Origin of the sequence: Mycobacterium ostraviense, assembly GCF_002705925.1 — a bacterium.
Taxonomy (GTDB): domain Bacteria; phylum Actinomycetota; class Actinomycetes; order Mycobacteriales; family Mycobacteriaceae; genus Mycobacterium; species Mycobacterium ostraviense.
Genome location: NZ_NKRE01000001.1, coordinates 805,185 through 830,370 on the forward strand (window position 1 = coordinate 805,185; position 25,186 = coordinate 830,370).

The 25,186-nt window shown below is 66.3% G+C and carries 21 protein-coding genes; 8 read left to right on the top strand and 13 right to left on the bottom strand.

The window, feature by feature from the left end:
- The first annotated feature begins 74 nt into the window (after positions 1-74).
- The 4 genes from sthA to CDN38_RS03635 all read left to right on the top strand — a co-directional run bounded on the left by sthA (position 75) and on the right by CDN38_RS03635 (position 4,486).
- Complete coding sequence (gene sthA, locus CDN38_RS03620; protein ID WP_099319317.1) at positions 75-1,481, top strand: Si-specific NAD(P)(+) transhydrogenase; 1,407 nt, start codon at positions 75-77, stop codon at positions 1,479-1,481.
- Positions 1,482-1,697: 216 nt separating this feature from the next.
- Positions 1,698-2,672 (top strand): proteasome assembly chaperone family protein, encoded by a 975-nt coding sequence (locus CDN38_RS03625; protein WP_075511205.1) that lies wholly within the window; start codon positions 1,698-1,700, stop codon positions 2,670-2,672.
- A 56-nt stretch (positions 2,673-2,728) separates the two neighbouring features.
- Positions 2,729-3,754, top strand: coding sequence for an alpha/beta fold hydrolase (locus tag CDN38_RS03630; RefSeq protein WP_075511204.1), 1,026 nt, complete (start codon positions 2,729-2,731; stop codon positions 3,752-3,754).
- 45 nt (positions 3,755-3,799) lie between these two features.
- Positions 3,800-4,486, top strand: a complete 687-nt coding sequence (locus CDN38_RS03635; RefSeq protein WP_075511203.1) for a PhzF family phenazine biosynthesis protein — start codon at positions 3,800-3,802, stop codon at positions 4,484-4,486.
- Positions 4,487-4,488: 2 nt separating this feature from the next.
- On the opposite strand, the gene CDN38_RS03640 is transcribed toward CDN38_RS03635, so the two are convergent.
- The 3 genes from CDN38_RS03640 to CDN38_RS03650 form a co-directional block, all read right to left on the bottom strand.
- A complete protein-coding gene (locus CDN38_RS03640) occupies positions 4,489-4,974 on the bottom strand; it encodes a peroxynitrite isomerase (protein ID WP_075511202.1) in 486 nt (161 codons plus the stop codon).
- A gap of 30 nt (positions 4,975-5,004) precedes the next feature.
- Positions 5,005-5,469 (bottom strand): transcriptional regulator NrdR, encoded by a 465-nt coding sequence (gene nrdR, locus CDN38_RS03645; RefSeq protein ID WP_075511201.1) that lies wholly within the window; start codon positions 5,467-5,469, stop codon positions 5,005-5,007.
- 166 nt (positions 5,470-5,635) lie between these two features.
- Positions 5,636-6,151, bottom strand: a complete 516-nt coding sequence (locus CDN38_RS03650; protein WP_075511200.1) for a LysM peptidoglycan-binding domain-containing protein — start codon at positions 6,149-6,151, stop codon at positions 5,636-5,638.
- A 653-nt stretch (positions 6,152-6,804) separates the two neighbouring features.
- Between CDN38_RS03650 and lexA the strand changes: the two genes are divergently transcribed.
- Positions 6,805-7,485 carry a transcriptional repressor LexA gene (lexA, locus tag CDN38_RS03655; RefSeq protein ID WP_075510830.1) on the top strand — a complete coding sequence of 227 codons (681 nt, stop codon included), beginning with the start codon at positions 6,805-6,807 and terminating at the stop codon, positions 7,483-7,485.
- Positions 7,486-7,527: 42 nt separating this feature from the next.
- On the opposite strand, the gene CDN38_RS03660 is transcribed toward lexA, so the two are convergent.
- Positions 7,528-9,780, bottom strand: coding sequence for an LGFP repeat-containing protein (locus tag CDN38_RS03660; RefSeq protein WP_180276281.1), 2,253 nt, complete (start codon positions 9,778-9,780; stop codon positions 7,528-7,530).
- A gap of 291 nt (positions 9,781-10,071) precedes the next feature.
- On the opposite strand from CDN38_RS03660, the gene CDN38_RS03670 reads away from it, so the two are divergent.
- Positions 10,072-11,250 carry a TerC/Alx family metal homeostasis membrane protein gene (locus tag CDN38_RS03670; RefSeq protein ID WP_075510831.1) on the top strand — a complete coding sequence of 393 codons (1,179 nt, stop codon included), beginning with the start codon at positions 10,072-10,074 and terminating at the stop codon, positions 11,248-11,250.
- Positions 11,251-11,263: 13 nt separating this feature from the next.
- Here CDN38_RS03670 and CDN38_RS03675 read toward each other — a convergent pair whose 3' ends face one another.
- From CDN38_RS03675 to CDN38_RS03705, 7 genes are all read right to left on the bottom strand, one after another.
- Positions 11,264-12,424 carry an acyl-CoA dehydrogenase family protein gene (locus CDN38_RS03675; protein WP_075510832.1) on the bottom strand — a complete coding sequence of 387 codons (1,161 nt, stop codon included), beginning with the start codon at positions 12,422-12,424 and terminating at the stop codon, positions 11,264-11,266.
- Between the two features lie 155 nt (positions 12,425-12,579).
- Complete coding sequence (hflX, locus tag CDN38_RS03680) at positions 12,580-14,013, bottom strand: GTPase HflX (protein ID WP_075510833.1); 1,434 nt, start codon at positions 14,011-14,013, stop codon at positions 12,580-12,582.
- A 46-nt stretch (positions 14,014-14,059) separates the two neighbouring features.
- Positions 14,060-14,932: a diaminopimelate epimerase gene (gene dapF / locus CDN38_RS03685; RefSeq protein WP_075510834.1), complete on the bottom strand. Its 873-nt coding sequence runs from the start codon at positions 14,930-14,932 to the stop codon at positions 14,060-14,062.
- A 4-nt stretch (positions 14,933-14,936) separates the two neighbouring features.
- Complete coding sequence (miaA, locus tag CDN38_RS03690; RefSeq protein WP_075510835.1) at positions 14,937-15,866, bottom strand: tRNA (adenosine(37)-N6)-dimethylallyltransferase MiaA; 930 nt, start codon at positions 15,864-15,866, stop codon at positions 14,937-14,939.
- Entirely contained in the window at positions 15,863-16,558 is a 696-nt protein-coding gene (locus tag CDN38_RS03695) for a class III extradiol ring-cleavage dioxygenase family protein (RefSeq protein ID WP_099318779.1), read from the bottom strand. Before CDN38_RS03695 ends, miaA begins: the two co-directional genes overlap by 4 nt.
- A gap of 70 nt (positions 16,559-16,628) precedes the next feature.
- Complete coding sequence (locus CDN38_RS03700) at positions 16,629-17,618, bottom strand: DMT family transporter (protein WP_180276282.1); 990 nt, start codon at positions 17,616-17,618, stop codon at positions 16,629-16,631.
- Positions 17,619-18,063: 445 nt separating this feature from the next.
- The gene (locus CDN38_RS03705; RefSeq protein ID WP_075510837.1) at positions 18,064-18,966 is read right to left on the bottom strand and encodes a DMT family transporter; all 903 of its coding nucleotides are present in this window, start codon (positions 18,964-18,966) and stop codon (positions 18,064-18,066) included.
- Positions 18,967-19,554: 588 nt separating this feature from the next.
- On the opposite strand from CDN38_RS03705, the gene CDN38_RS03710 reads away from it, so the two are divergent.
- Positions 19,555-21,339: a serine/threonine-protein kinase gene (locus CDN38_RS03710; RefSeq protein WP_075510838.1), complete on the top strand. Its 1,785-nt coding sequence runs from the start codon at positions 19,555-19,557 to the stop codon at positions 21,337-21,339.
- Positions 21,340-21,537: 198 nt separating this feature from the next.
- Complete coding sequence (locus CDN38_RS03715; RefSeq protein WP_099318780.1) at positions 21,538-22,884, top strand: DUF349 domain-containing protein; 1,347 nt, start codon at positions 21,538-21,540, stop codon at positions 22,882-22,884.
- Here CDN38_RS03715 and CDN38_RS03720 read toward each other — a convergent pair.
- Together CDN38_RS03720 and miaB are read right to left on the bottom strand one after the other, a co-directional pair.
- Positions 22,881-23,495, bottom strand: a complete 615-nt coding sequence (locus CDN38_RS03720) for an Rv2732c family membrane protein (RefSeq protein WP_075510840.1) — start codon at positions 23,493-23,495, stop codon at positions 22,881-22,883. The genes CDN38_RS03715 and CDN38_RS03720 overlap by 4 nt on opposite strands.
- Positions 23,479-25,095 carry a tRNA (N6-isopentenyl adenosine(37)-C2)-methylthiotransferase MiaB gene (gene miaB / locus CDN38_RS03725; protein ID WP_267888263.1) on the bottom strand — a complete coding sequence of 539 codons (1,617 nt, stop codon included), beginning with the start codon at positions 25,093-25,095 and terminating at the stop codon, positions 23,479-23,481. Before miaB ends, CDN38_RS03720 begins: the two co-directional genes overlap by 17 nt.
- Positions 25,096-25,186: the final 91 nt, after the last annotated feature.

Sequence of the window (25,186 nt, forward strand, 5' to 3'; positions counted from 1 at the left end):
GCATCCGGCACCTGGCCCGCCATCCTGTGGACGAAGTCGCCACTGTGCGTTCTACTGTCTATCTCATGGGGTCGATGCGCGAGTACGACATGGTGGTTCTCGGCTCTGGGCCTGGCGGCCAGAAGGCGGCCATTGCCTCGGCCAAGTTGGGCAAATCCGTTGCGATCGTGGAACGTGGCCGAATGCTGGGTGGCGTCTGCGTCAACACCGGCACCATCCCTTCGAAGACGTTGCGCGAGGCGGTGCTCTACCTCACCGGCATGAATCAGCGCGAACTCTACGGGGCGAGCTACCGCGTTAAGGACCGGATCACCCCGGCCGATCTGCTGGCCCGCACCCAGCATGTGATCGGCAAGGAAGTCGACGTGGTGCGCAATCAGTTGATGCGCAACCGAGTCGACCTGCTGGTGGGGCACGGCCGGTTCATCGATCCGCACACCATCATGATCGAAGACCAGACGCGTCGCGAAAAGACCACTGTCACAGGCGATTACATCGTCATCGCCACCGGCACCAGGCCGGCCCGGCCGTCCGGCGTGGAATTCGACGAAGAACGGGTCCTCGACTCCGACGGGATCCTGGACCTCAAGTCGCTCCCGGCCTCGATGGTCGTGGTCGGTGCCGGCGTGATCGGTATCGAATATGCGTCGATGTTCGCCGCGCTGGGCACCAAGGTGACCGTCGTCGAGAAGCGGGAAGACATGCTGGACTTCTGCGACCCCGAGGTCGTCGAGGCGCTGAAATTCCACCTGCGCGACCTGGCGGTGACATTCCGGTTCGGCGAAGAGGTCACCGCGGTCGACGTCGGCTCGGCGGGCACCGTCACCACCCTGGCCAGCGGCAAACAGATTCCCGCCGAGACGGTGATGTACTCCGCAGGACGCCAGGGCCAGACCGACCACCTCGACCTGCCCAACGCCGGCCTGGAGGTCGAACGCCGCGGGCGAATATGGGTCGACGAACAGTTCAAGACCAAGGTGGATCATATCTACGCCGTCGGCGACGTCATCGGCTTTCCGGCCTTGGCCGCGACGTCGATGGAGCAGGGCCGGCTGGCCGCCTATCACGCGTTCGGGGAACCCACGGACGGCATCACCGACCTGCAGCCGATCGGCATCTATTCGATCCCCGAGATCTCCTACGTCGGCGCCACCGAGGTGGAACTGACCAAGGAATCCATCCCCTACGAGGTGGGTGTGGCGCGCTACCGGGAACTGGCCCGCGGCCAGATCGCCGGCGACTCCTACGGCATGCTCAAACTGCTGGTGTCCACCGACGATCTCAAGCTGCTCGGCGTGCACATCTTCGGCACCAGTGCCACCGAGATGGTGCACATCGGACAGGCCGTCATGGGGTGCGGAGGCACCGTCGAGTACCTGGTCGACGCGGTTTTCAACTACCCGACATTCTCCGAGGCCTACAAGGTGGCCGCGCTCGACGTGATGAACAAGGTGCGGGCGCTCAATCAGTTCCGCCGCTAACGCGTCACGAGGCCGTATCGTCGAACGACGGGCGGCGGTTTGGTTGTCGACTTGGGGCTCCACGGTCGCCCGTCGCGGTTCGCTGCGAATACGCCGAGGAGCTTTTCGCGTTATGAAGATGTGCGCATAAGTGAGATGTTCGTTCATTGGGGCCCGTTGATTGAGAGACACTGATCAGGGCACCCCGGTTAGACCCCCCGAGAGGAGGCAACACCCATGACGCACGATCAAGACCGGGATGAGGCGCAGGACTACCAGCCCGGGCAACCTGGCATGTACGACCTCGAGTTGCCGGCGCCGCAATTATCGACGTCGGATGGCCGTGGTCCGGTATTGGTGCACGCTTTGGAGGGCTTTTCCGACGCGGGCCACGCAATTCGGCTGGCCGCTGCCCACCTGAAGGGGTCATTGGACACCGAGCTGGTCGCGTCGTTTGCGATCGACGAATTGCTGGATTATCGCTCCCGGCGGCCGATGATGACCTTCAAGACTGACCACTTCACCAGCTACGACGACCCCGAGCTCAGCCTGTACGCACTGCGCGACAGCGTCGGCACCCCATTTCTGCTGCTGGCCGGTTTGGAGCCGGACCTGAAATGGGAGCGATTCATCACCGCCGTGCGCCTGCTGACCGAACGCCTGGGGGTCCGGCAGACCATCGGCCTGGGCACCGTTCCTATGGCCGTACCACATACCCGCCCGATCACGATGACCGCCCACTCCAACAATCCGGAACTGATCGCCGACTTCCAGCCGTGGATCTCCGAAATCCAAGTTCCGGCAAGCGCGTCCAACCTGTTGGAGTACCGAATGGCGCAGCATGGTCACGAGGTCGTCGGGTTCACCGTGCACGTCCCGCACTACCTGACGCAGACGGACTACCCGGCGGCCGCGCAGTCCCTGCTCGAGCAAGTCGCCAAGACGGGATCGTTGGAACTGCCCTTGGCGGCGCTGGCAGAAGCCGCGGCGGAGATCCGGGCCAAGATCGACGAACAAGTCCAGGCAAGCGCGGAAGTCGCCCAAGTGGTGGCCGCTCTCGAGCGCCAGTACGATGCCTTCATCGACGCTCAGGAAAACAGATCGTTACTCACGCGTGACGAGGATCTGCCGAGCGGCGACGAGTTGGGTGCGGAGTTCGAGCGATTCCTGGCCCAGCAGGCAGAGAAGAAGCGCGACGACGACCAGGCTTGATGGCTCCAACACCGCCCCCGAGAAAGCCGTAGGCGGCCCGACAACGAGGTTGGCGAATGACCGAGCGGAAGCGCAATCTTCGCCCAGTGCGCGAAATAACGGCGCCGTCGCTGCAATTCCGCACCATTCACGGTTACAAACGCGCGTTCCGGATCGCCGGATCCGGGCCGGCGATCCTGCTGGTCCACGGCATCGGCGACAATTCGACGACCTGGACCGGCATCCACGCCAAGCTTGCGCAGCGGTTTACCGTGATTGCTCCCGACCTGTTGGGCCACGGAAAGTCCGATAAGCCGCGCGCCGACTACTCGGTGGCCGCCTATGCCAACGGCATGCGCGACCTGCTCAGCGTGCTCGACATCGAGCGGGTCACCGTCATCGGTCATTCGCTCGGCGGCGGCGTGGCGATGCAGTTCGCCTACCAGTTTCCCCAGCTGGTCGACCGGCTGATCCTGGTCGGCGCCGGTGGCGTCACCAAGGACGTCAACGTCGTGTTCCGGTTGGCCTCACTGCCGATGGGCGCCGAAGCGCTGGCATTGCTGAGGTTGCCGATGGTACGGCCGACGGTTCAGGTGGTCGGGCGGGTACTGGGGGTGGCGATCGGCTCCACCGCCCTGGGCCGCGACCTGCCCAATGTGCTGCGAATCCTGGACGATCTGCCCGAACCGACGGCCTCGTCGGCGTTCACGCGCACCCTGCGCGCCGTGGTCGACTGGCGCGGGCAGATCGTCACCATGCTGGACAGATGCTATTTGACCCAGGCCATCCCGGTGCAGATCATCTGGGGCAGCCGCGACGTCGTGGTCCCCGTCCGCCACGCCCGGCTGGCACACGCCGCGATGCCCGGCTCGCACCTGGAAATCTTCGAGGGCTCCGGGCATTTCCCGTTCCATGACGATCCCGCCCGCTTCATCGACACCGTGCAACGCTTCATCGACAGCACCGAACCTGCCGAATACGATCAGGCCGCGCTTCGGGAATTGCTTCGCACCGGCGGTGGCGAAGGAGCTGTTTCCGGCCCGGCCGATACCCGCATCGCCGTGCTCAGCGCGATGGGTTCCGACGAACGCAGCGCCACCTGATCAACCCGGCCGTCATCGATTCGCGCGGCGTCGTACAGTCGGGCCATGGGCATCGAGGTAACGGTGTTGCGGGTGTTCACCGACTCCGAGGGCAACTTCGGCAATCCGCTTGGTGTGGTTGATGCGAGCCGGGTCCAAGCCCGCGACCGACAGCACCTGGCAAACCAATTGGGTTACAGCGAGACCATTTTCGTCGACCTCCCGGCTGCCGGCTCGCATACCGCTCACGCCACCATCCACACTCCCCGCACCAGCCTTCCGTTCGCCGGACATCCGATCGTGGGTGTGTCGTGGTGGCTGCGTGAGCGGGGAATGCCGATCAAGACACTGCACGTGCCGGCCGGTCTGGTGCAGGTCAGCTATGACAACGACCTGACCGCCATCAGCGCACGGGCCGAATGGGCACCCGAATTGGCCATCCATCATCTGGGCTCACTCGATGCCTTGGCGGCCGCGGACCCCGACGACTTCTCCGACGACACCTCGCATTACCTATGGACCTGGACCGACGAACCCGCCGGCGCCCTACGGGCCCGGATGTTCGCCTCCAACCTGGGGGTCGAGGAAGACGAAGCAACCGGTTCGGCGGCCATGCGGATCACCGACTACTTAAGCCGCGACCTGACTATCACGCAGGGCAAGGGATCGGTGCTCAAGACGACGTGGAGCGCCGAGGGCTGGGTCACGGTTGCCGGCTTGGTCGTCAATGACGGCGTGATGCAGTTGGTTTGACGTCAGCGCTGACGGTGCAACAAGGCGGCGACGTGATGCTGTAAGGGTTGCCCGACAGCGGCCATCCGCAACGAGTGCGAGAGCTCGTCGCCGGCGACGCTGAAGGAACGGGTGATCGCCGTAACCTCTTTTGCGGTCGGAGTCAATCCGATGGTCGTGGTGGCCAACTCGAGGTGCACGGCGTCGTCGCCCACCGAATACGTGCCCAACTCGATTTCGGCGATGCCGCTGGGGTGCGCCAAGACCAACTCCGCGTGGCCCGGTTGGGGAACACGCAGGTAACCCGCCTCGGCATGCAATGGCCTGCCGTCGTCCGCCGCACGGGTCTTGTGCCCGTAGACGAGAAACGGCTTGCCGACATGTGAGAACTCGACCTCTTCGAAATATTCGAACGGCTCGATCGTGGGATATTCACCGGCACCCCGGCCCACCCAGGTGCCCAGCAATGGCTCCAAGGGTCTAAGGTCGGGGTGCAACTCCGCAGGCATGACAGGGATCCTAATGGCGTCGCGCCCGAGTCAGCGTGAAGTCGATACCTTGCGGTGCGCACGCAGTGCCTCGATCTCCCGCTCGAAATCCTCGGCCGACGAAAAAGACCGGTACACCGACGCGAAACGCAGATAGGCAACCTCGTCGAGTTCGCGAAGCGGCCCCAGGATGGCCAGGCCTACGTCGTGACTGGGCACCTCGGGCGACCCCGCCGCCCGCACGGTGTCCTCCACCTGCTGGGCAAGCAGGTTCAGGGCGTCATCGTCGACGTGGCGGCCCTGACACGCCCGGCGCACCCCGCTAATGACTTTTTCCCGGCTGAACGGTTCGGAGACCCCGCTGCGCTTGACCACAGCCAGGACCGCCGTCTCCACGGTGGTGAAACGTCGCCCGCATTCCGGGCACGACCGGCGCCGCCGGATTGCCTGGCCCTCATCGGTTTCCCGTGAGTCGATCACCCGCGAGTCGGGATGCCGGCAGAACGGACAGTGCATAGCCGCTCCTTCGCCGTCGTGGCATCCCGGTGTTTCAGACCTCTCCGAGACTACCTGCGCGCTCCCGCGCACTGCCAACGCCGTTGCCATCCACGCACGTTCGATTCCGCCGTAACTCGGAAGCGTTGGCGCGCAGCGATTTCCGCCGCCATCCCACATGGTGTCGTCAGCCGATCGGCGCGATCAACGTCTGCCCGGCGACAGGCATCGACGAATCCAGGTCGTTGAGTTCTCGGATCCGTTCGACAACCTGACGCACCGGCGTATCGGGCGCGACCCGGGCCGCCACGTCCTGCAACGACTCGCCGGCCGCTACTCGCACCACGGCAAGCCGGTCTGGCACGCCAGCCGACGAATCCGCGGAATTGCTGTTGACCAGCTCCCCGAAATGCGCCATCAGGCCCAGCCACAGCGTGATCATCCCGGCGAGCACCGCCAGACCCACCGTGGTCGCCACCGAGACGGGACGCCTGCGATGCGGAGCCGCCGAGGTCGCTAGGCCAGTGCCCTGGTAGCGCAGCGGCGCGCCGCCCGGCCGGCACGGTGCCGGCCGCCGCGGTGCCGTACCGCCCTGGGCCCCAAGAGGCTCACGAAGAGGCCTGTAGACCGGCCTGTTAACCGGCCTGTTGACCGGCAGGGGCACGCCACGGGTACGCGTCGGGAATGCCTGCATGAGTGTCATGTTCGTTCCTCCGCCCGAGATTTGTCGCTCATGTGTTCGACACTCTAGTCGATAGTGTGTTCGATTGCCGAACATCCGATCGAAGCGTGTCGCGCGACCAAAACCCTAGACCGTGCCACCGACAAGGCCGGTCGGTCGCCATCGCTGCCATGAGGCACTGGATACCCGATCGCGCGAATAGTTACGCGTTTGTAATTCAGCACCTCAGCGGGTCAGCCAGGCTCGGATGGACTAGAACTGGGCTAGGACTGGCTAGTAGGACTGGCTAGGACTGGCTAGGACTGGCTAGGACTGGCTAGGACTGGCTAGGACTGGCTAGGACTGGCTAGGAGGGTGGTGTTTTTCGCGTGGCGTTGACCCGATAGTCGGGCGTGATCGGTGAGAATGGTTGGGTGAGTTTGGGTTTGACGCCGAAGCAGGCGGAACCTGAGCTAGGAAGCACTCACGACGACACAGGCCCTGCCCAACAGCCCAACCGGTCAACCAGCGTCCCCGCAATGGCCGTAAAACACCACCCTCCTAGGGCAGGTTAGGACTGGCTAGGACTGGCTAGGACTGGCTAGGACTGGCCTAGAACGGCCGCCAAGCCAGCCGTGACACACCGGTCGAACACATGTTTGATTCTCAGGCGCCGTCGGGTTACATTCAGTGCCATGAGCGACAGCAATGCATCCTCAGTCGGTTCCGTGGACCCCGCACTCACCGAGCGGCAGCGCACCATCTTGAACGTCATCCGCACCTCGGTCACCGACCGAGGGTATCCTCCCAGCATCCGCGAGATCGGCGATGCCGTCGGTCTCACGTCGACCTCGTCGGTAGCCCACCAACTGCGCGTTCTGGAGCGCAAGGGCTATCTGCGGCGTGACCCGAACCGCCCGCGTGCGGTCGACGTCCGCGGTGTCGAAGACGTCGTGACACCGGCGGCGGTCACCGAGGTCGCCGGCTCGGACGCGCTGCCCGAGCCCACCTTTGTCCCGGTCCTCGGGCGCATCGCGGCCGGCGGCCCGATCCTTGCCGAGGAAGCCGTCGAAGACGTGTTCCCGCTGCCGCGCGAGCTCGTCGGCGAGGGGACGCTGTTCCTGCTCAAGGTCGTCGGTGACTCGATGGTCGAAGCCGCGATCTGCGACGGCGACTGGGTGGTCGTGCGACAGCAGAACGTTGCCGACAACGGCGACATCGTCGCGGCGATGATCGACGGCGAGGCCACCGTCAAGACCTTCAAACGCGCAGGCGGTCAGGTGTGGCTGATGCCCCACAATCCGGCCTTCGACCCGATACCAGGCAACGACGCAACGGTGCTGGGCAAGGTCGTCACGGTGATCCGCAAGATATAGGGCCGAGCGGTCACCCGGCAGACATCGCCGGGCGCCGGATTTCTAGTCCGCTTTGATGAAACCGTTGGCTTGGGCGGCTTCCTCGCTGGCGAACCAGATTTCGGCGAGCGTGTCGTAATAGAGCGCACTGCTGGGCGTGTAATACAAGCCGAACCGGGCACTGGCTTTGATCGGATATCCCTCTGGCGCCTGGTATGGGTCGTGGTCCAGCGGCATGTGGATAGTCGGCCGCACGGCCGGGCCGGGCCCGGATGCAACCGTGGGCGTGAGAACCGATTCCGGCGCTTGCGGCTCAGCGTCGGGCTCTGCGGCAGCGTGGCGCCCCGTCCTCCCCTGAGGTGCTGAAACCTCCGGGACGACTTCCGGGAACGCCTCCGGAGCGACCTCCGCGTAGCCGGGCTCGGCATCGGTGGAGGCAGCGCGCGGGGCGAAAGCATCCGGGAAGGCGGCATCGGCAACCGCGGTCTCCGGGACGGCTACCTCGGGACCCGCCGCCTCTGGAACCGCTGCTTCCGGCGCATATGTTTCTGGTACCACGGGTTCCCCGGTCACGGTTTCTAGAACGTCGGGCTCGGGAACCGCCGACTCCGCAAGGTCGGCGCGGGTCACGATGGGTGTCGGCGTGGTATCCACCGCGTCGGGATTTTCTTCGTCAAACTCGAAGCCCATATCCGACGCGCGCAGTACATCGCCGCCGTATTCGCCACTGTCACCGCCATATTCGTCGATACCAGCGCCGGTCGCGGCGCCCCGTCGCCAGCTGACCCGCGACGCTGCCCCGGCATCCGGACCGCGATGTTCCTGCAGATGCTGGTCGTCAGCCGGGAAGTCTTCGGAGCCGAAATCGATATCGTCGTGCGGCCAGCGCCCGCCTACGGCGTCGTAGCCGGCGTCCACATCGCGATCCTGCTCGTGTTCGTATGCCTCGTACGCGGCGGGTTGGCCGGTGCGCCGCCGGCGCACGCCCAACACGACCAACACGAACATCACAATCAGCAGCACGACGGGGACCACAGCCACCAACCACCACCAGTGCCAGGTGAACTTCTTGCCGTGCGATGGAGCCGCCGAGGTACTGGGCTGGTTCTGTCCGGACACCTGCAGCCCCGATAGCAAGGGCGCCAGGTTCGCCGGGTCGGTGGTGAATGTGTTGCTCGCGCGGTTCCAGGACACCTTGCCGCCGGTGAACTTCTGCGACACCACGTCGCCGTCGACGGTCTGGTCGGCGACCGGCGCACCGAGTTTGCCGGTAGCACCTTTGAGCTTGTCCCAGGCGGCTTTCATCGCTCCGCGCACCACAAAGGCGCCGTGATCAGGGGTCCAGAAGATCACCGGCTTGTCCGCGGCGGAGAACGCCGCGATCCGGCTGGCCGGCGTGATGCCGCCGTCGGACTCGTTGGCGATGGGGAAACCAAGGTCGCTGCTGACCGGACCGCCCAGCGACTCGTATTTGGCCAGGATCGCGCCCTCCACGGCGTTCGCGCCGGTGGCGGGACTGAAGAAGATCTTGCCGCCGACAAAGTCCTGGGCGATACCGTCACCGCCGATCGGGTACGGCGCGCCCTTCTTGGCGCCCAACGGGCCGGCGGCGCCGCCGGCGGCGCGCCAGGCCATGTTGATGGCGGCGGTGGGGTCGAGCGCCACCTGCAAGCCCTTCAGCTGATCGGCCAATACCGCCGGGTTGGTGGTGAAATCTTTGGTCTTCTTGTTCCAGGAGACTTCGCCGCCGGTGAACTTCTGGGATACGACGTCGCCGTCGTAGGTTTCATCGGCGACCGGGGCGCCCAGCACGCCCCCAGAGCTGCCGAGCTTGTCCCACGCGGCGTTCATCGCGCCGCGCACCACGAAGGCGCCATGGTCGGGCGTCCAGAAAATCACCGGGTTGTCGCTGGCAGAAAAGGTGCTCACCCGACTGTCGGGGCCGGCAAGGCCGGGAACCTCGTTGATGGTGGGAAATCCCAAATCACTGTCGGCCGGCCCTCCCAGCGCCTCATATTTTGCCAACACCGGGCCGTACAGATATTTGGCACCCGTATCCGTGGTGTAAAACATCTTGCCGCCGTCGAAGTCCAGGCCGAAGCCATCCCCGACGGGATAGACGTCACCCTTCCGGGCGCCGAGCGTCGATGTCTCGCCCCCCGCCTTCTCCCACGCAGCCATCATGGCGGCTTCCGCGTCACCTATCGGGGACGCTGCCGCAGTAGGCGCCAGCAGCCCGACAGCCAGCACTGTAGCCGCCATGCTGAGTACCGCACGCCCGACCAGCCTGCTCAATTGACCTCTCTGCCCGTTCACCAAGCCTCCCAGCCGATGCCCTGCCCGCGCCGCGAGCTGGCGGATTTCCCACCTGTGGGCCGTCCCCCAGCTACGTTCCGCATCGTCGCCGGGCCCGCATAACTTTGCTCTAGCGAACGACAAATGCGAAGTCAAATCGTAAATATTCCGAAAACGGATACCCAGCTGATTCCGAAATGATGCCGGGTCGCGTGCGTGTCGCGAGGAACCGGAACTCGGCCCACACCGGTTGTACGCTACCGTGCCCGAGAGCCCAGCCCGACTGACCCCACGAGAGGATACCCAGCTGACATGGGTGTTTCCGTAGTTGTCTGGGTCCTCACGATCGTCATGATCACGGCCCTGATGCTGGTGGATTACGTCTTCCACGTACGACATACGCACGGCCCGACGCTACGGGGGTCCGCACTCTGGTCGGCGATGTTCATCGGCATCGCCGTCCTATTCGGTATCGCGGTGGCCGTCTTCGGCAGCGCCGTCATGGCAATCGAGTACTTCGCGAGCTACCTGAGCAACGAGGCCCTGTCCGTCGACAACCTGTTCGTGTTTCTGGTGATCATCAGCAGCTTCGGGGTTCCGCGGGTCGCTCAGCAGAAGGTGCTGTTGTTCGGTATCGCGTTCGCGCTCGTCGCACGCACCGGATTCATCCTGCTGGGAGCCGCGCTCATCGACAACTTCAACTGGGCGTTCTACGCGTTCGGCTTGGGTCTGCTGGTCATGGCGGGCAACCTCGCCAAACCGGAACAGCCCGAAACCCGCGGTGACAACCTGATCCTGCGGCTGGCCAACCGATTCCTGCGGACATCCCCGGACTACAACAGCGACCGATTGTTCGTCGTCGAAAACGGCAAGCGGGTGATGACGCCGCTGCTGCTGGTCATGATCGCGATCGGCGGCAGCGACGTGCTGTTCGCGTTCGATTCCGTGCCGGCGCTGTTCGGGCTGACCCAGAATGTCTACCTGGTGTTCGCCGCGACCGCCTTCTCGCTGTTGGGGCTGCGCCAGTTGTACTTCCTGATCGACAATCTGCTGGACCGGCTGATCTACCTGTCCTACGGGCTGGCCGCGATCCTGGGCTTCATCGGCGTGAAAATGATGTTGGAAGCGTTGCACGACAACAACATTCCCTTCATCAACGACGGCAGGCCGGTGCCGATCGTAGAGATCACGACCGCGACGTCGTTGACGGTGATCGTCGCCGTCCTGCTCATCACCACCGTGGCGTCGTTGTTGTCGGCGCGCGGCCGCAGGCAAAACGCCGTCGCCCGGGCACGCCGGCACGCACTGGAATATCTCGACCTGCATTACGAGGCGGATCCGGCCGAACGCGAGAAGATCTTCGCGGCGCTGCTGGCCGCCGAACACGAGATCGACTCGCTCTCAACAAGTTATCGCGCACCGACCAAGCAGGAAGAAGAGCTGACGGCGCTGTTGCGCAGCGCCCACGACGCACACGAAGCGCACGGATGAGCCGCGAAGGCGGCTAGACACCCAGACCGCGGCCGATGATCTCCTTCATGATTTCGGTCGTGCCGCCGTAAATGGTCTGCACCCGCGCGTCGAGAAAGGCGCGGGCGACCGGGTATTCGCGCATGTAGCCGTAACCGCCGTGCAGCTGCAGGCAGCGGTCGTTCAAGTACACCTGCTTCTCGGTGGAATACCACTTGGCCATGGCGGCCTGCTCGACCGTCAGCTTGCCTTCGAGGTGCAGGGCGATGAACTCGTCGACCATGATCCGCACCACGGTGGCCTCGGTGGCCAGCTCGGCCAGCACGAAACGGTTGTTCTGGAAGCTGCCGATCGGCTTGCCGAAAGCCTTGCGTTCCCTGACGTATTGCAGCGTCTGCTCCAGTACCGCCTCCATCCCGGCGGCCGCCATGATGGCGATCGAGATGCGTTCCTGCGGCAAGTTCCGCATCAGATAGATGAATCCCATGCCTTCTTCGCCGAGCAGATTTTCGACCGGAACCTTCACATCGGTGAACGACAGTTCGGCGGTGTCTTGCGCGTCCAGCCCGATCTTGTCCAGGTGGCGACCGCGTTCGAACCCCGGCATCCCGCGCTCGACCACGAGCAGCGAAAAGCCCTGCGCACCCTTCTCGGGGTCGGTCTGGGCGACCACGATCACCAGGTCGGAGTTGATCCCGTTGGTGATGAATGTCTTCGAGCCGTTCAGCACGTAGTGATCACCGTGCTTGACCGCGCGAGTCTTGATGCCCTGCAGGTCACTACCGGTTCCCGGCTCGGTCATCGCGATGGCCGTGATCAACTCGCCGCTGCAGAACTTCGGCAACCAGCGCTGCTTCTGCTCTTCGGACGTCAGCGCCAGCAGATAGGGCGCCACGACGTCATTGTGCAGCCCGAAGCCGATGCCGCTGTAGCGTCCGGCGCTGGTCTCCTCGGTGATGATCGTGTTGTACCGGAAGTCGGGGTTACCGCCGCCGCCGTACTCCTCGGGCACCGCCATGCCGAGGAAACCCTGCTTGCCGGCCTCCTGCCACACCCCACGGTCGACGATCTTGGCCTTTTCCCATTCATCGTGGTACGGCGCCACGTGGCGGTCCAGAAAGGCCCGGTAGGACTCGCGAAACAAGTCGTGCTCGGGCTCGAAAAGCGTGCGCTGGTACTTGATGGCACTGCCCATGAATAACCTCCGGCGAAGCGAACTCTGCTGCCCAACATATACCAACCAGCCGGTTGGTCGGCAGCCGCCGACGGTCTGGTGCCTCAATCGGCGAGCAGGTCAGTGGGCGGGTCGCGCTAGCTGGCCACCGCGCATGCGACACGCCGTGGCGCAACTCAACGGACGGCGAACTCCTGCAGGTGCCCGGCCAACGTCACCGGAACCCGCGCTTTGATCCGGGTGCCATGCGCGCTGTGCTCCTCGTGCTGGACGCGCCCGTCGGAGTGCAGGCGGGCTACCAGGTCGCCACGGTCGTAAGGGATTACGACGTCCACGGCGGCGTCGGTGGGAGCTACCAGCTCGGCCATCCGCCGCCGCAGCGCGTCGACACCGTCCCCGGTGCGGGCCGAGACGAATACCGCGCCGGGCAGCGCGTGACGCAGTTTGGCCAACGCCAGATCGCTGGCCGCGTCGATCTTGTTGACCACCAACAGTTCCGGCGGCGCGTCGGCCCGGTGATCGGCGATCACTTCGGAGATCACCTGACGCACCGCGTTGATCTGGGCCAGCGGGTTCGCGTCAGCGCCGTCGACGACATGCAGCAGCAGATCCGCGTCGACGACCTCTTCCAGGGTGGAGCGGAACGCTTCCACCAGCTGGGTGGGCAGGTGCCGGACGAAGCCGACGGTGTCGGTGAGCAGGAATCGGCCCGGCCGGCCCGAACCGTCACCGAACTCCGCGCGCCGGGTGGTGGGTTCCAGCGTCGCGAACAGCGCGTCCTGCACCAGCACCCCGGCCCCGGTCAGCGCGTTGAGCAGGCTGGACTTGCCGGCATTGGTGTAGCCCACGATGGCGATCGATGGCAGGTCGCTGTGCACCCGGCGGCTGCGCCGGGTGTCGCGGGCCTGCTTCATGTCCTTGATCTCGCGTCGCAGCTTGGCCATCCGCTCGCGGATGCGGCGCCGGTCGGTCTCGATCTTGGTTTCACCGGGACCGCGCAGACCCACTCCGCCGCCGCTGCCGCCGGCGCGGCCACCGGCCTGCCGCGACATCGACTCGCCCCAGCCCCGCAGCCGCGGCAACATGTACTCCATCTGGGCCAGCGACACCTGGGCCTTGCCCTCCCTGCTGGTGGCATGCTGGGCGAAGATGTCGAGGATCAGCGCGGTGCGGTCGATGACCTTGACCTTGACTGCCTTCTCCAGCGCGGTCAGCTGGGCTGGAGAAAGCTCTCCGTCGCAGATAACGGTATCGGCTCCGGTCGCCACGACGATCCCGCGGAGGTCGGCCGCCTTGCCGGAGCCAATGTAGGTCGACGGGTCCGGGCGGTCGCGGCGCTGGATGATTCCTTCCAGTACCTGGGAGCCGGCGGTTTCTGCAAGCGCCGCCAATTCCGCCATGCTGGCCTCGGTGTCAGCGGCGCTGCCCTCGGTCCAGACGCCTACCAACACCACGCGCTCCAGGCGCAGCTGGCGGTACTCGACCTCGGAGATGTCGGCCAACTCGGTCGACAACCCCGCGACCCGGCGCAGCGCCGACCTGTCCTCGAGGGCAAGTTCGCCGGTGCTGGGCTCCAACGGATCTTGATGGGGAAATTCGGGATATGTCATAGGCAATTAGCAATAGTGCACGCTGTATCGGTGTCGTGCACCTCAATTAACGCTGTTGGGCGCGCCACCATTCCCCGCTGACTTCACCGTTGGCCACCAGCACCGACGGGCCACGCAGGAAGCTGGTGGCATCGGTGACGGTCACCGTGACCGCACCGCCGGGCACCCGCACGGTGAGCGTGCCGGTCTCGGCCCCGGCGCCGGCCAGCGCGGCGACGGCGGCGGCGACCGTCCCAGTGCCGCAGGAACGGGTCTCACCCACCCCTCGCTCATGGACCCGCATGCTGACCACGCCGTCGACCGGAGCCGTCAGCACCTCGACGTTGACCCCGTCGGGGAACTGCTCCGGGTCGAAGCTCACCGGCGCCGCAACGTCCAAAGCCGCCAGTTCCGCACCGGTCAACCGGGGATCGAGGCACGCCAGGTGCGGGTTGCCCACATCGACGGCCAGGCCGGAAAACCGCCGACCCCCGACGGCAGCGGTCCCCGTGCCGATCCGGTTGGCCTTGCCCATATCGACGGTGACGTCGGCGTTGCTTGCATCGACGCTGTGTACGATGACCGGGCGCGGGCCGGCCAATGATCCGACGACGAACTCGTCTCGGTGCTCCAGACCGCTGGCACGCAGGTAGTGGGCGAACACCCGCACGCCGTTGCCGCACATCTGCGCCACCGAGCCGTCGGCGTTGCGGTAGTCCATGTACCAGTCGGCCGCACCGACGCCGTCAGGTAGCCGGTCGAGCACACCGGCGGCCACCGCGGCCTCGGCGATGGTGACCCGCAGCACCCCGTCGGCGCCCAGTCCCCGGCGGCGGTCACACAAGGCGGCGACCTGGCCAGCGCCGAGCGACAGCTGCGCCTTGATGTCGGGCAGCAGCACGAAGTCGTTCTCGGTGCCGTGGCCCTTGGCGAACATCACCAGATCAGGGTACGTCCCGCCAGGCGCGGATCGCGTGGTCGACCAGGCTGGCGGCCGAGCTGACATCCAGCCAGTGCACCCGGTGGTCACGGCGGAACCAGGACCGCTGCCGTCGCACGTAACGACGGGTGCCCATGTAGGTCTGCTCGCGCGCGTCACGCATCTGGGCGGCGGTCCCGCCGGCGTCCAGCGCGGCGATCACCTGGGCATAACCCAGCGCCCGTGCGGCGGTGACCCCGTCCCGCAGCCCCTCACCGAGCAGCGCGCGAACTTCGGCAACCAGGCCCTGTTCGAACATCGCGTCGGTTCGCCGCGCCAGCCTTTCGTCGAGAAGTGTTGTGGCGCAGTCTAATCCGACGATAGCGGTGCCCCACCGGGGGGCCCGGATGGGCGGCGCGGACGCCGCGAACGGCCGCCCGGTGAGTTCGATCACCTCGAGCGCCCGCACGGTTCGGCGCCCATCGGTCGGCAGGATCACCGCGGCCGCGGCCGGGTCGCGGCGAGCCAACTCGGTGTGCAACTCGCCCACCCCGACTTCGGCAAGCCGCTGCTCCCATCGGGCGCGCACCGAGGGATCGGTGGCCGGAAACGTCCAGTCGTCGAGCAGCGACTGGACATAGAGCATCGAGCCGCCCACCACGATCGGCAGCGCTCCCCTGCCCAGGATGTCCGCGATGTCGGCCGCGGCGGCCTGTTGATAGCGCGCGACGGTCGCCGTTTGGCTGACGTCCAGGACGTCGAGTTGATGATGCGGGATGCCGCGGCGGTCTTCGACGGACAGCTTCGCGGTCCCGATGTCCATGCCGCGGTAGAGCTGCATGGCGTCGGCGTTGACGATTTCCGCGCCCAGCTCGCCGCTGAGCCGATCGGCGATATCGAGCGCCAGTTGCGATTTGCCGGTCCCCGTCGGCCCGATGATCGCCAGTGGCCTCATGGCAGCCAAACGCCGACGAAGTACCCCACCCCGTAGGGCGCCCCGCGGTACAGCTCCCTGACCGATTGCGGCCCGGCTTCGGTCAGGCCCGCCAATACCTGAAACGCCGCCCGCCCGAGGACCCGCGGCGACAACGTGATCAGCGGCGCCACGTCGCCGGCCGCCAGCGCGGCGTCGAGGGCCAGCTGAACGTCGGCGCCGCCGGGGTCGTAACCGCCCGGGGCCTGGGGCGTCAGGGTGTTGACGCCGTCGGCCACCACCAGCACGCCGATCGGATCAGGCACTCGGTCGATCTCGGCCCGCAGGTCCCTGCCGCGCGCCAGCGCCGCGTCGACATCGTGGTCGCCGGCATAGACGCGGACCTGTGCGGTGGCCTCCGGCCGTGCCCGGCCCCGCACCCAGGCCGTCATCAGCGCGCACAGCGGCAACTCGGCCGGCAGTGCCGGCTCGTCGTCACGCAGCGGCGAGAGCCGGACGCGGACGTCGCTGCCGAAACCCGCGAACGAGCCGACGGCATCGCGGTCCACGACCCCGTCGGCGGCGCCTATCCCAACGGCAACCCACCGCGGCGGCAACATGGCCGCCGCAGCGGTCACCGCCGCCCGGATGTCGGCCACCTCGTCAGCCGCCGCCCCGGCGAGTTCGGCAACGAGCACCGGCGCGGACGGAACGATCGCGATGGCACCCAACACGCCACCAAACTAACGCGTCGGGCGGTGGACCAGGCGGGCACGCGGGCCCGCGGCAACCCCATCGCGGGGATTACACCGAGGAAGATCCCCAAACCGGACCGTCGACCACCACGACAGGATCGGCGATCTGACCGCCGCCGGCATCGCGCTTGGCCGACGACGTCGGCGGCGTTGTCAGTATCCTGTCGCGCCCGGTCTGAGCAACCATGGTCGCGGCCTCGCCACGGGCCAGCGCCACGGTCGCCGCGATCACCGCCGCTACCGCCAGCACCAGCACAATCGCCTCCGGGCCGCTGGCTTCCAAAGTCTCGCCGAGCACGGTAACGCCCAGAACCGCCGCCACCACGGGCTTGGCGACGGTGATCGTGGGTAGCGAGGCGGTCAGCGCACCAGCGCGAAAAGCGGACTGCTGGAAAATCATGCCGGCCAATGCCGCCAAGAGCCACGGGTAGAACTCCGGTGCACGCAGCACCGCGCCCAGGCCGTCTTCGGCAACCTCGACCACGCCCTTGGTCAGTACGGCGAACAACGCCAGCGAGGCACCCGACACCACCGCCAGCAACACCGCCGCTTGGGGGCGGCCGACGCATAACCGGGCGGCAAGAACGCACGACACCAAAATCGGGCCCAGGACCACGCCGACGATGACCCAGGTGTGCAGCGGGGCGCGCTGGTGGCCGGCCGCCGGATCTCCGACGATGATGACCATCGCCAGCGCGGCCGCCAAGGCCACCGCCCACATCCACTCCCAGCGGGTGATCCGGTGATGCGCGAACCGCGCGTAGATGGGCAGGGCGAACAGCAGCGCGGTGACCTGCAACGCGGTCACCAGCATCACCGACGCCCACGCCAGTGCCAATGCCTGCAGGCTGTAATTGAGAACCGCGGCCGCACCGCCCAGCCACCACCGGCCGTCACGCAGAGACAAGCCGAACAACCTCAGGTGACCTACCTGCTTGTCGGTAATCTCCTGGGCGGATCGCTGGCGAATAACGTCGCCCACCGCCGATGCCAGCGCCGCGCACAATGCGATCAGCGCGGCAACCTCAACCTTGGACATGGCCGACCCTCCACCTCTCGCTCGGCTACCAGCGTTCCCCCGGTCAGCTGCACGTACACCCGTTGTTCGCTAGCAGTTCACTGAAAATCCTATGGCGGCGCTCACACTTTCTTGTGCTGGTTGCTTGTTGTGCGCCTCCGCATACTTCCGCAACGACCTATGCACGAGTTGTCATCAGCTATGCGGCAGCTATGAAACCCCCATGATCGAAGGGCAAACCGAGAACTCCGATATCTCTGCCCCACCAGTCAGCGCCGGACGAGGCGCCCATACCCCACCGCTGACACCTGCTGGTCCGGCCCAGGCGGCCCCCATGCCGCCGATTCGCCGATGTTCTGCGCCACGTTACCGGCCATGGGAGGGGCGTCACGCGTACCCGCCCAACGGCAACCGAACTGTTACCGGCATCCTGGCCGATGACGTGAAATCGGGGCGGCAAAAGCCTTTACGAGACCGCAAGCTGGCCTGGCACGTTCAGATCGCCGACAGGTGTGGCCATCATGGCCGCCTCGTCGCGGGCCAGGGCCACCGTCGCGACAACCACCACCGCCACCGCAACCGCCAGCGTGAACAGCTGCCTTTCACCTGAGTGGACCACCTCGTCGAGCACGGTGATGCCCAGCACTGACGCGATCACCGGTCTGGCCACCGTGATCGTCGGCAGTGATCCGGTCAGCGAACCCGCCCTCAGCGACGATTGTTGCAGCATCAGCCCGATCGGCAGGACCAACATCCAGCCATAGAACTCGGGAGTCCGAAACATCGCCTCGAACCCGTGCGCCAGTTCGGCCACGACTCCCTTGGTCAGCACGGTGAACACCGCCAACGCTGCCGACGACGCGAGCGCCAGCAACACCGCCGCCGCTGGACCCGACCAGGCGCGCGCGCCAACCACACACAGCAGCACCGCCGGAACGATCACGACCGCGACCACGGCCCAGTCCGACAGCGGAGCACGGGCGTGGCCGGCCGTCGGATCGCCCACCAGAACAATGACGGCAACCGCCCCGGCCAGCAATGCCGCCCACATCCACTCCCTGGCGGTGCACCGGTGGTGGGCCATGCGAGCGTCGATCGGCAAGGCGAACAGCAGCGCCGTAGCCTGCAGGGACTGCACCAACACCACCGACCCCATGGTCAGTGCCACCGCCTGTAGACCGAAACTGCCCAGGGCGGCCAGGCTGCCCAGCCACCACAGGGCGTGGCGCAGCGAGAGATGGAACAACGTAAAGTGGCCGACTTCCTCGTCGGTGACCTGCTGAGCAGACCGCTGAAGGGTCACATATCCGACGCCGGCCAGCAACGCAGCGCCCACCGCGAGCAATGTCGCGAACTCGACGTTGGCCAAGATGACCTCCCTGCGAACGGCCGGAAGCGCTCAGACGAACATCTGCTACACAGTTGTTCAATAATGACTCTTGTGCGCCGGTTAAGCATCACAACGGGACTTTCCGATCGAAATAGCTCATTTGCCGCCGGCGCCGCACTTTGCCGACCACAACGCAGCGATGTCCGCGACGATGCGAATCACGGTGCCGTCAAGTCCCGCCTCGCTCCGCAGCCGAAAATCCGACTCGGGCAGCAAAGCGACCCGCGATCAGCGCCGACGGTGTGCAACGCCGCTGACAGCGGCGATCCGGGCCCCACGCCGATCACCGTCGAACACCACAAATCGGGCGTCAGTCGTGCTGCGCGCACACACCGCACGGTCGGGTTGCGGCACCGGCGTGGCCGATCACCCGCGCCCATCCGCTACCGCCGCGGGGCGGCCCAGCTAACGGAACGATTGCAGCTGTGGGACGGATGCTTCATTTTTGGTGCGCCCGCTACAGCAAGCAATTACCGTCATGGTTGCTAGGCCGGGGTGTGCGGTCAGCAGGCCGGCCGGTGAGTATGGCTTGCTGGTGCGATTACCCGTTGGTTTGAGGAGTCGGCGATGAGTGCCTCCACGCGAGGTTCGCGAGTGGGTACCCGGTTCGGGCCCTACTACCTCAAGCGGCTGCTGGGTACCGGCGGGATGGGCGAGGTCTACGAGGCTGTCGACACCGTCAGACAGCGGGTAGTGGCGCTGAAACTGATGTCGGAGTCGCTGAGCCACGATCCGGTGTTCCGCATGCGGATGCAACGCGAAGCCCGCAACGCGGGCAGGCTGCAGGAACCGCACGTGGTGCCCATCCACGATTACGGAGAAATCGACGGGCAACTGTACTTGGACATGCGCTTGATCGAGGGCACCCACCTGGCGCTGTTGTTGGAACGGTTCGGCCCGGTCACGCCCCCGTGGGCGGTGGCCCTGGTGCATCAGGTGGCCTCGGCGTTGGACGCGGCGCATGCGGCCGGGGTGATGCACCGCGACGTCAAGCCGGAGAACATCCTGGTCACCCGCGACGACTTCGTGTACCTGGTCGATTTCGGGATCGCCAGCGCGGCAACGGACGAGAAGCTGACCCAACTCGGCAGTGCGGTGGGGACTTGGCGGTATATGGCCCCGGAACGATTTTCCGATGCCGAGGTGACGCACCGCGCCGACATCTATTCCTTGACCTGCGTGCTGCACGAGTGCTTGACCGGGACGCCGCCCTATCGGGCCGACAGCGCCGGCATGCTGATCACCGCCCACCTGATGGCACCGATTCCACGCCCCAGCCAGTTACGCCCCGGGATCCCCGCCGCTTTCGACGCGGTGATCGCACGAGGGATGGCCAAACGGCCGGAGGACCGCTACGCAAGCGCGGGCGACTTGGCGCTGGCGGCTCATCAAGCACTCAGTGGGCCCCACCAGGTCCAGGAGTTTCGCATCCTCAAGCGCAGCGAGGAGGCTGGGGGCCTGTACGGCGACGTCCTGGCTGAAGACATCACCGGCGTCATCTACGGGAGTCTTTCGACCTCCACCCCATCGGCGCCCACCCCGGTAGCGGCGACGCCGCAGCCGGACCTCAATGTGTCCGGGCCGCTGGCACTTCCGTCACTTCCGACGTCGGAGGTGAACGTTTCGTCGTCCAATCCGGAGGCCAGCTCCTGGCCCGGCGTGGCCAGCACCCCACCACCGCAGCCACCGCCACCGCCGCCGCAGCCACCATCGCAAAAAGCGGATGCCACGCCACCTTCCGGCCGGCGCGCGCCGTCGTTTTCCGGGCGCCTGCGCAACCCGTGGTTACTGCTGGCGGCCGCAGCTCTGGCGGTATTGCTGGTGTTCGCGGCGCAGGGGATCTGGCTTACCGTTCGGCCGAACACGGCGTCGGGTCCCCGGACGGTCACGGCCTCACCGTTACCGACGTCTCCCGCTTCGACGGCATCCGCAGACGCGTTGGCCCGGCTACTCAGCCTGCTGCCGTTGGGGTACGCACCAGGCACCTGCAGGCCTTTCCTGCCGCCCAAAGACGCACTGGCCAGGGTCATCTGCGACAAGAACGTCGACGCCGGCGGACCATCCCGGGCGATTTACACACTGTTCGGGGAAACCGCCACCTTGCGCCAATTCTTCGACGGACTGCTGCGAACCGACATCATGGTCAACTGTCCCGGGGAATCCAAGTCGCCGACGGGTTGGCATCGCCCCGAGAGCCCACAAGTGGGCGGCATGGTCTTTTGCGCGGTCCAGGAAAGCAGCCCGACGGTGGTATGGACCAACGAGGCCCAACTGATGATCTTCCTCGCCCAGGGGGATCCCGAGGGACCCAACCTCGACCAGCTCTACGCCTGGTGGAAAAAGCACTGGTGACCGGACCGCCCGTGCTGCGACACCGAATGAGGTGCCGGCGCACGGCCCAGCAAGCTGCTTCAATACTGTTGGAGCCGGTCGGAAACCCTGGTGACGCATAGGGGCCCATCAGACCTGCCGGCCGTAAGGTGCCGCTTCGCGCGGCCGATGCGCGGGTGTCCAACGCGCGAAAGGGTGCAAAGGGTAGGTGACGAGCACATGACGGCTGACGAGCCCCGCAGCAGCGATCCGCACCCGCCGGTTTCGAGGCCGGTTCCAGGCCCCGTGCCGCGTCCGGGACCGCGCCCGGGTCCGGTGTCGCGGCCCGTCCGGCACCCGGTGGCAGCACCCCCGCACAGCGATCCGCACCGTTTCGGGCGTGTCGACGACGACGGCACGGTGTGGCTGATCACCTCGGCCGGTGAGCGTGTCGTCGGCAGCTGGCAGGCGGGCGATCCCGAAGCTGCATTTGCGCATTTCGGCAGGCGGTTCGACGACCTGAGCACCGAGGTCACGCTGATGGAAGAGCGGCTGGCCTCGGGCACCGGGGATGCCCGAAAAATCCGGGCCAACGCCGTGGCAGTGGCCGAGACCTTGCCCACGGCAAGCGTATTGGGCGATGTCGAGGCGCTTGCGGAAAGGCTGAACTCCCTTCGAGAGCGGGCCGAGGCCGTCGTCGCGGCGGACCGCTCCAGACGCGACGAGCACCGTGCCGCACAGACCGCGCGCAAGGAGGCACTGGCCGCCGAAGCCGAGGAGTTGGCGGCTAACTCCACCCAGTGGAAGGCCGCCGGTGATCGGATGCGGGCGATCCTCGACGAATGGAAGACGATCACCGGTCTGGATCGCAAGGTCGACGACGCGCTGTGGAAGCGGTATTCGGCGGCCCGCGAGACGTTCAACCGCCGGCGCGGATCCCACTTCGCCGAACTCGACCGGGAGCGATCCGGTGTCCGTCAGACCAAGGAACGGCTCTGCGAGCGCGCCGAGGAGTTGTGCGGCTCGACGGACTGGACCGCCACCAGTGCGGAATTCCGCAAGCTGCTCACCGAATGGAAAGCCGCCGGACGGGCCAGCAAGGACGTGGACGACGCGCTGTGGCACCGTTTCAAGGCCGCCCAGGATGCGTTCTTCACCGCCCGCAACGCTGCGACCGCGGAAAAAGACGCCGAGCTGCAAGCCAATGCTGCGGCCAAAGAAGCACTGCTGGCCCAAGCCGAAAAGCTAGACACCGGCAACCTTGACGCGGCCCGGGCGGCGCTGCGGGCCATTACCGACAAGTGGGACGCGATCGGCCGAGTACCGCGTGAGCGATCACCCGAGTTGGAGCGCCGCCTGCGCGCGGTGGAGAAAAAGGTGCGCGACGCCGGCGAATCGGATTGGGCGGATCCGCAGGCCCAGGCACGCGCCGAACAATTCCGCGCCCGCGCCGAGCAGTTCGAACAGCAGGCCGCGAAAGCCGCCGCCGCTGGCAGGACCAAGGAAGCCGAAGAGGCCAAGGCGAACGCCGAACAGTGGCGGCAGTGGGCCGAAGCTGCCGCTGACGCGCTGAGCCGCAGATCCTAGCGGTCCCTGCCGTTGGCAGCGGTCCCGTCACCGGGCTGGTCGGGCTCGTCCAGACTGTCCAACAGTGTTTTGGATTGTTGCTGTGCCGCCAAGCGGCGACGCTGTTCCTCGGCGGCGAGTTGCACGATGGTGCGCTGCCATACCAGCCGTGCCCAGTGAAACGTCAGAAGCATCACGGTGATCCACGACACGATCAGCCCGATACCCGGCCCCGGGTGACCCACGGCGACGGTCTGGCGCGACCACACCGCCAACAGGCCGGTGGCACTGGCCAGTGCCGACCCGACGAGCGCGATCCAGGCCAGCGCCCAGCGCCTCGTCATCAAGGCCAACATCGAGAAGCCCACCCCGAAAACCAGTGTCAACCAGGCAAAGACCCGTGACGGTAACGCCACCGCCGCGGCGGCGGCGCCGTGGCTGCTGAACAGCACATCCCATCCCCGCACGCTGCCGGTGTGCGGCAAGATGAACGATCCCACCAATACGAACACCAGGATCGCGACCACGAAACCTCTCGCGCCAGGCTCGATCTCACCTGCTACTCGGCGCTCTGCCGCCTCGATTTCGGACCGGTAGGCATCGAAGTCGGCCACGTCAACTGCTCCGTTCATCGCAAGACCCGTTACCCGGATCGTCCGTCTGGCCGCACCCGGAGCCGCAACCCGCGGGATCGGCGGCGACGGGCCGTCCGACACCGGGCATGCCGAGCCCGACGCCGGGTGATCGCGGTCCGCCGGTATAGGCGTCGCCGGCGCGCTGTCCGCCGGCGTAGGCGTCGCCGGCGCGGGTGCGGCGGTGAGTAGTGATGCCCGCGTCGGCGATGAGATGGTGTGGTGCGGCGCCGGTGATCTGTGTGGTGATGATGTCGCCGGGACGCACGTGTTGATCGCCTGCTCGGAAATGGACCAGTCGCCCGTCGCGCGCCCGCCCACTCATGCGGGAGGTGCGAGTGTCCTTGCGTCCTTCACCGGTGGCGACCAACACCTCGACGGTCTGCCCGACGAGCTCTCTGTTGCCCTCGAGCGAGATCTGCTCCTGCAACTCGATGAGCCGCTCATAGCGTTGCTGCACAACGGCTTTCGGCAATTGTTCTTCGAAGTCTGCGGCTGGAGTACCGGGGCGTTTGGAGTACTGAAAGGTAAACGCCGCCGCGAATCGGGCCTGGCGCACCACATCGAGGGTGGCCGCGAAGTCCTCCTCCGTCTCACCGGGAAAGCCCACGATCAGGTCGGTGGTGATGGCGGCGTGCGGCATCGCGGCACGAACTCGTTCAATGATGCCGAGATAACGTTCGGCCCGGTAGGACCGCCGCATCGCGCGCAACACCCGGTCCGACCCGGATTGCAACGGCATGTGCAGCGCGGGGCAGACATTGGGTGTCTGCGCCATCGCCTCGATCACGTCGTCGGTGAACTCGGCGGGATGCGGAGAGGTGAACCGCACGCGTTCCAAGCCCGGTATGCGGCCGGTGGCGCGCAGCAATTCGGCGAACGCGCCCCGGTTGCGCGGCAACGCGGAGTCGGCGAACGAGACGCCGTAGGCGTTGACATTTTGTCCAAGCAGCGTGATTTCGAGCACGCCCGTGTCCACCAGCGACCGCACCTCGGCCAAGACATCGGCGGGGCTGCGGTCGATCTCCCTACCGCGCAGCGACGGAACGATGCAGAAGGTGCAGCTGTTGTTGCAGCCGACCGAGATGGAAACCCAAGCGGCATAAGCGGATTCGCGAGCACTCGGTAACGACGACGGGAACTGCTGCAACGCCTCGGCGATTTCGACTTGGGCGACCTTGTTGTGCCGGGCCCGGTCGAGCAATGTCGGCAGCGATCCGATGTTGTGGGTTCCGAAGACGACGTCAACCCACGGCGCCCTGCGCAGCACCACGTCGCGATCTTTCTGGGCCAGGCAACCGCCGACCGCGATCTGCATGTCCGGATTGGTGCGCTTACGCGGGGCCAGGTGGCTGAGGTTGCCGTACAGCTTGTTGTCGGCGTTCTCGCGAACGGCGCAGGTGTTGAACACCACGACGTCGGCGTCTCCAAAATCTGAGCCGTCGGCTGCACGCTGGTAGCCGGCAGCTTCGAGGAGGCCCGCCAAACGCTCGGAGTCGTGGACGTTCATCTGGCAGCCGTAGGTGCGGACCTGATAGGTACGTGCGGCAGTGGCCGCGGCGTTTCCCGCCACATTCGCAGCATCGGCCCGCTGCGCCACCGTCGAAGTCACGGGGTCATGGTACGGCGACCGGCCGGTTGGCGCCGGGCCGGATGGCGCGGCCCCACGCCTGGCAGGGCGCATCGGGACT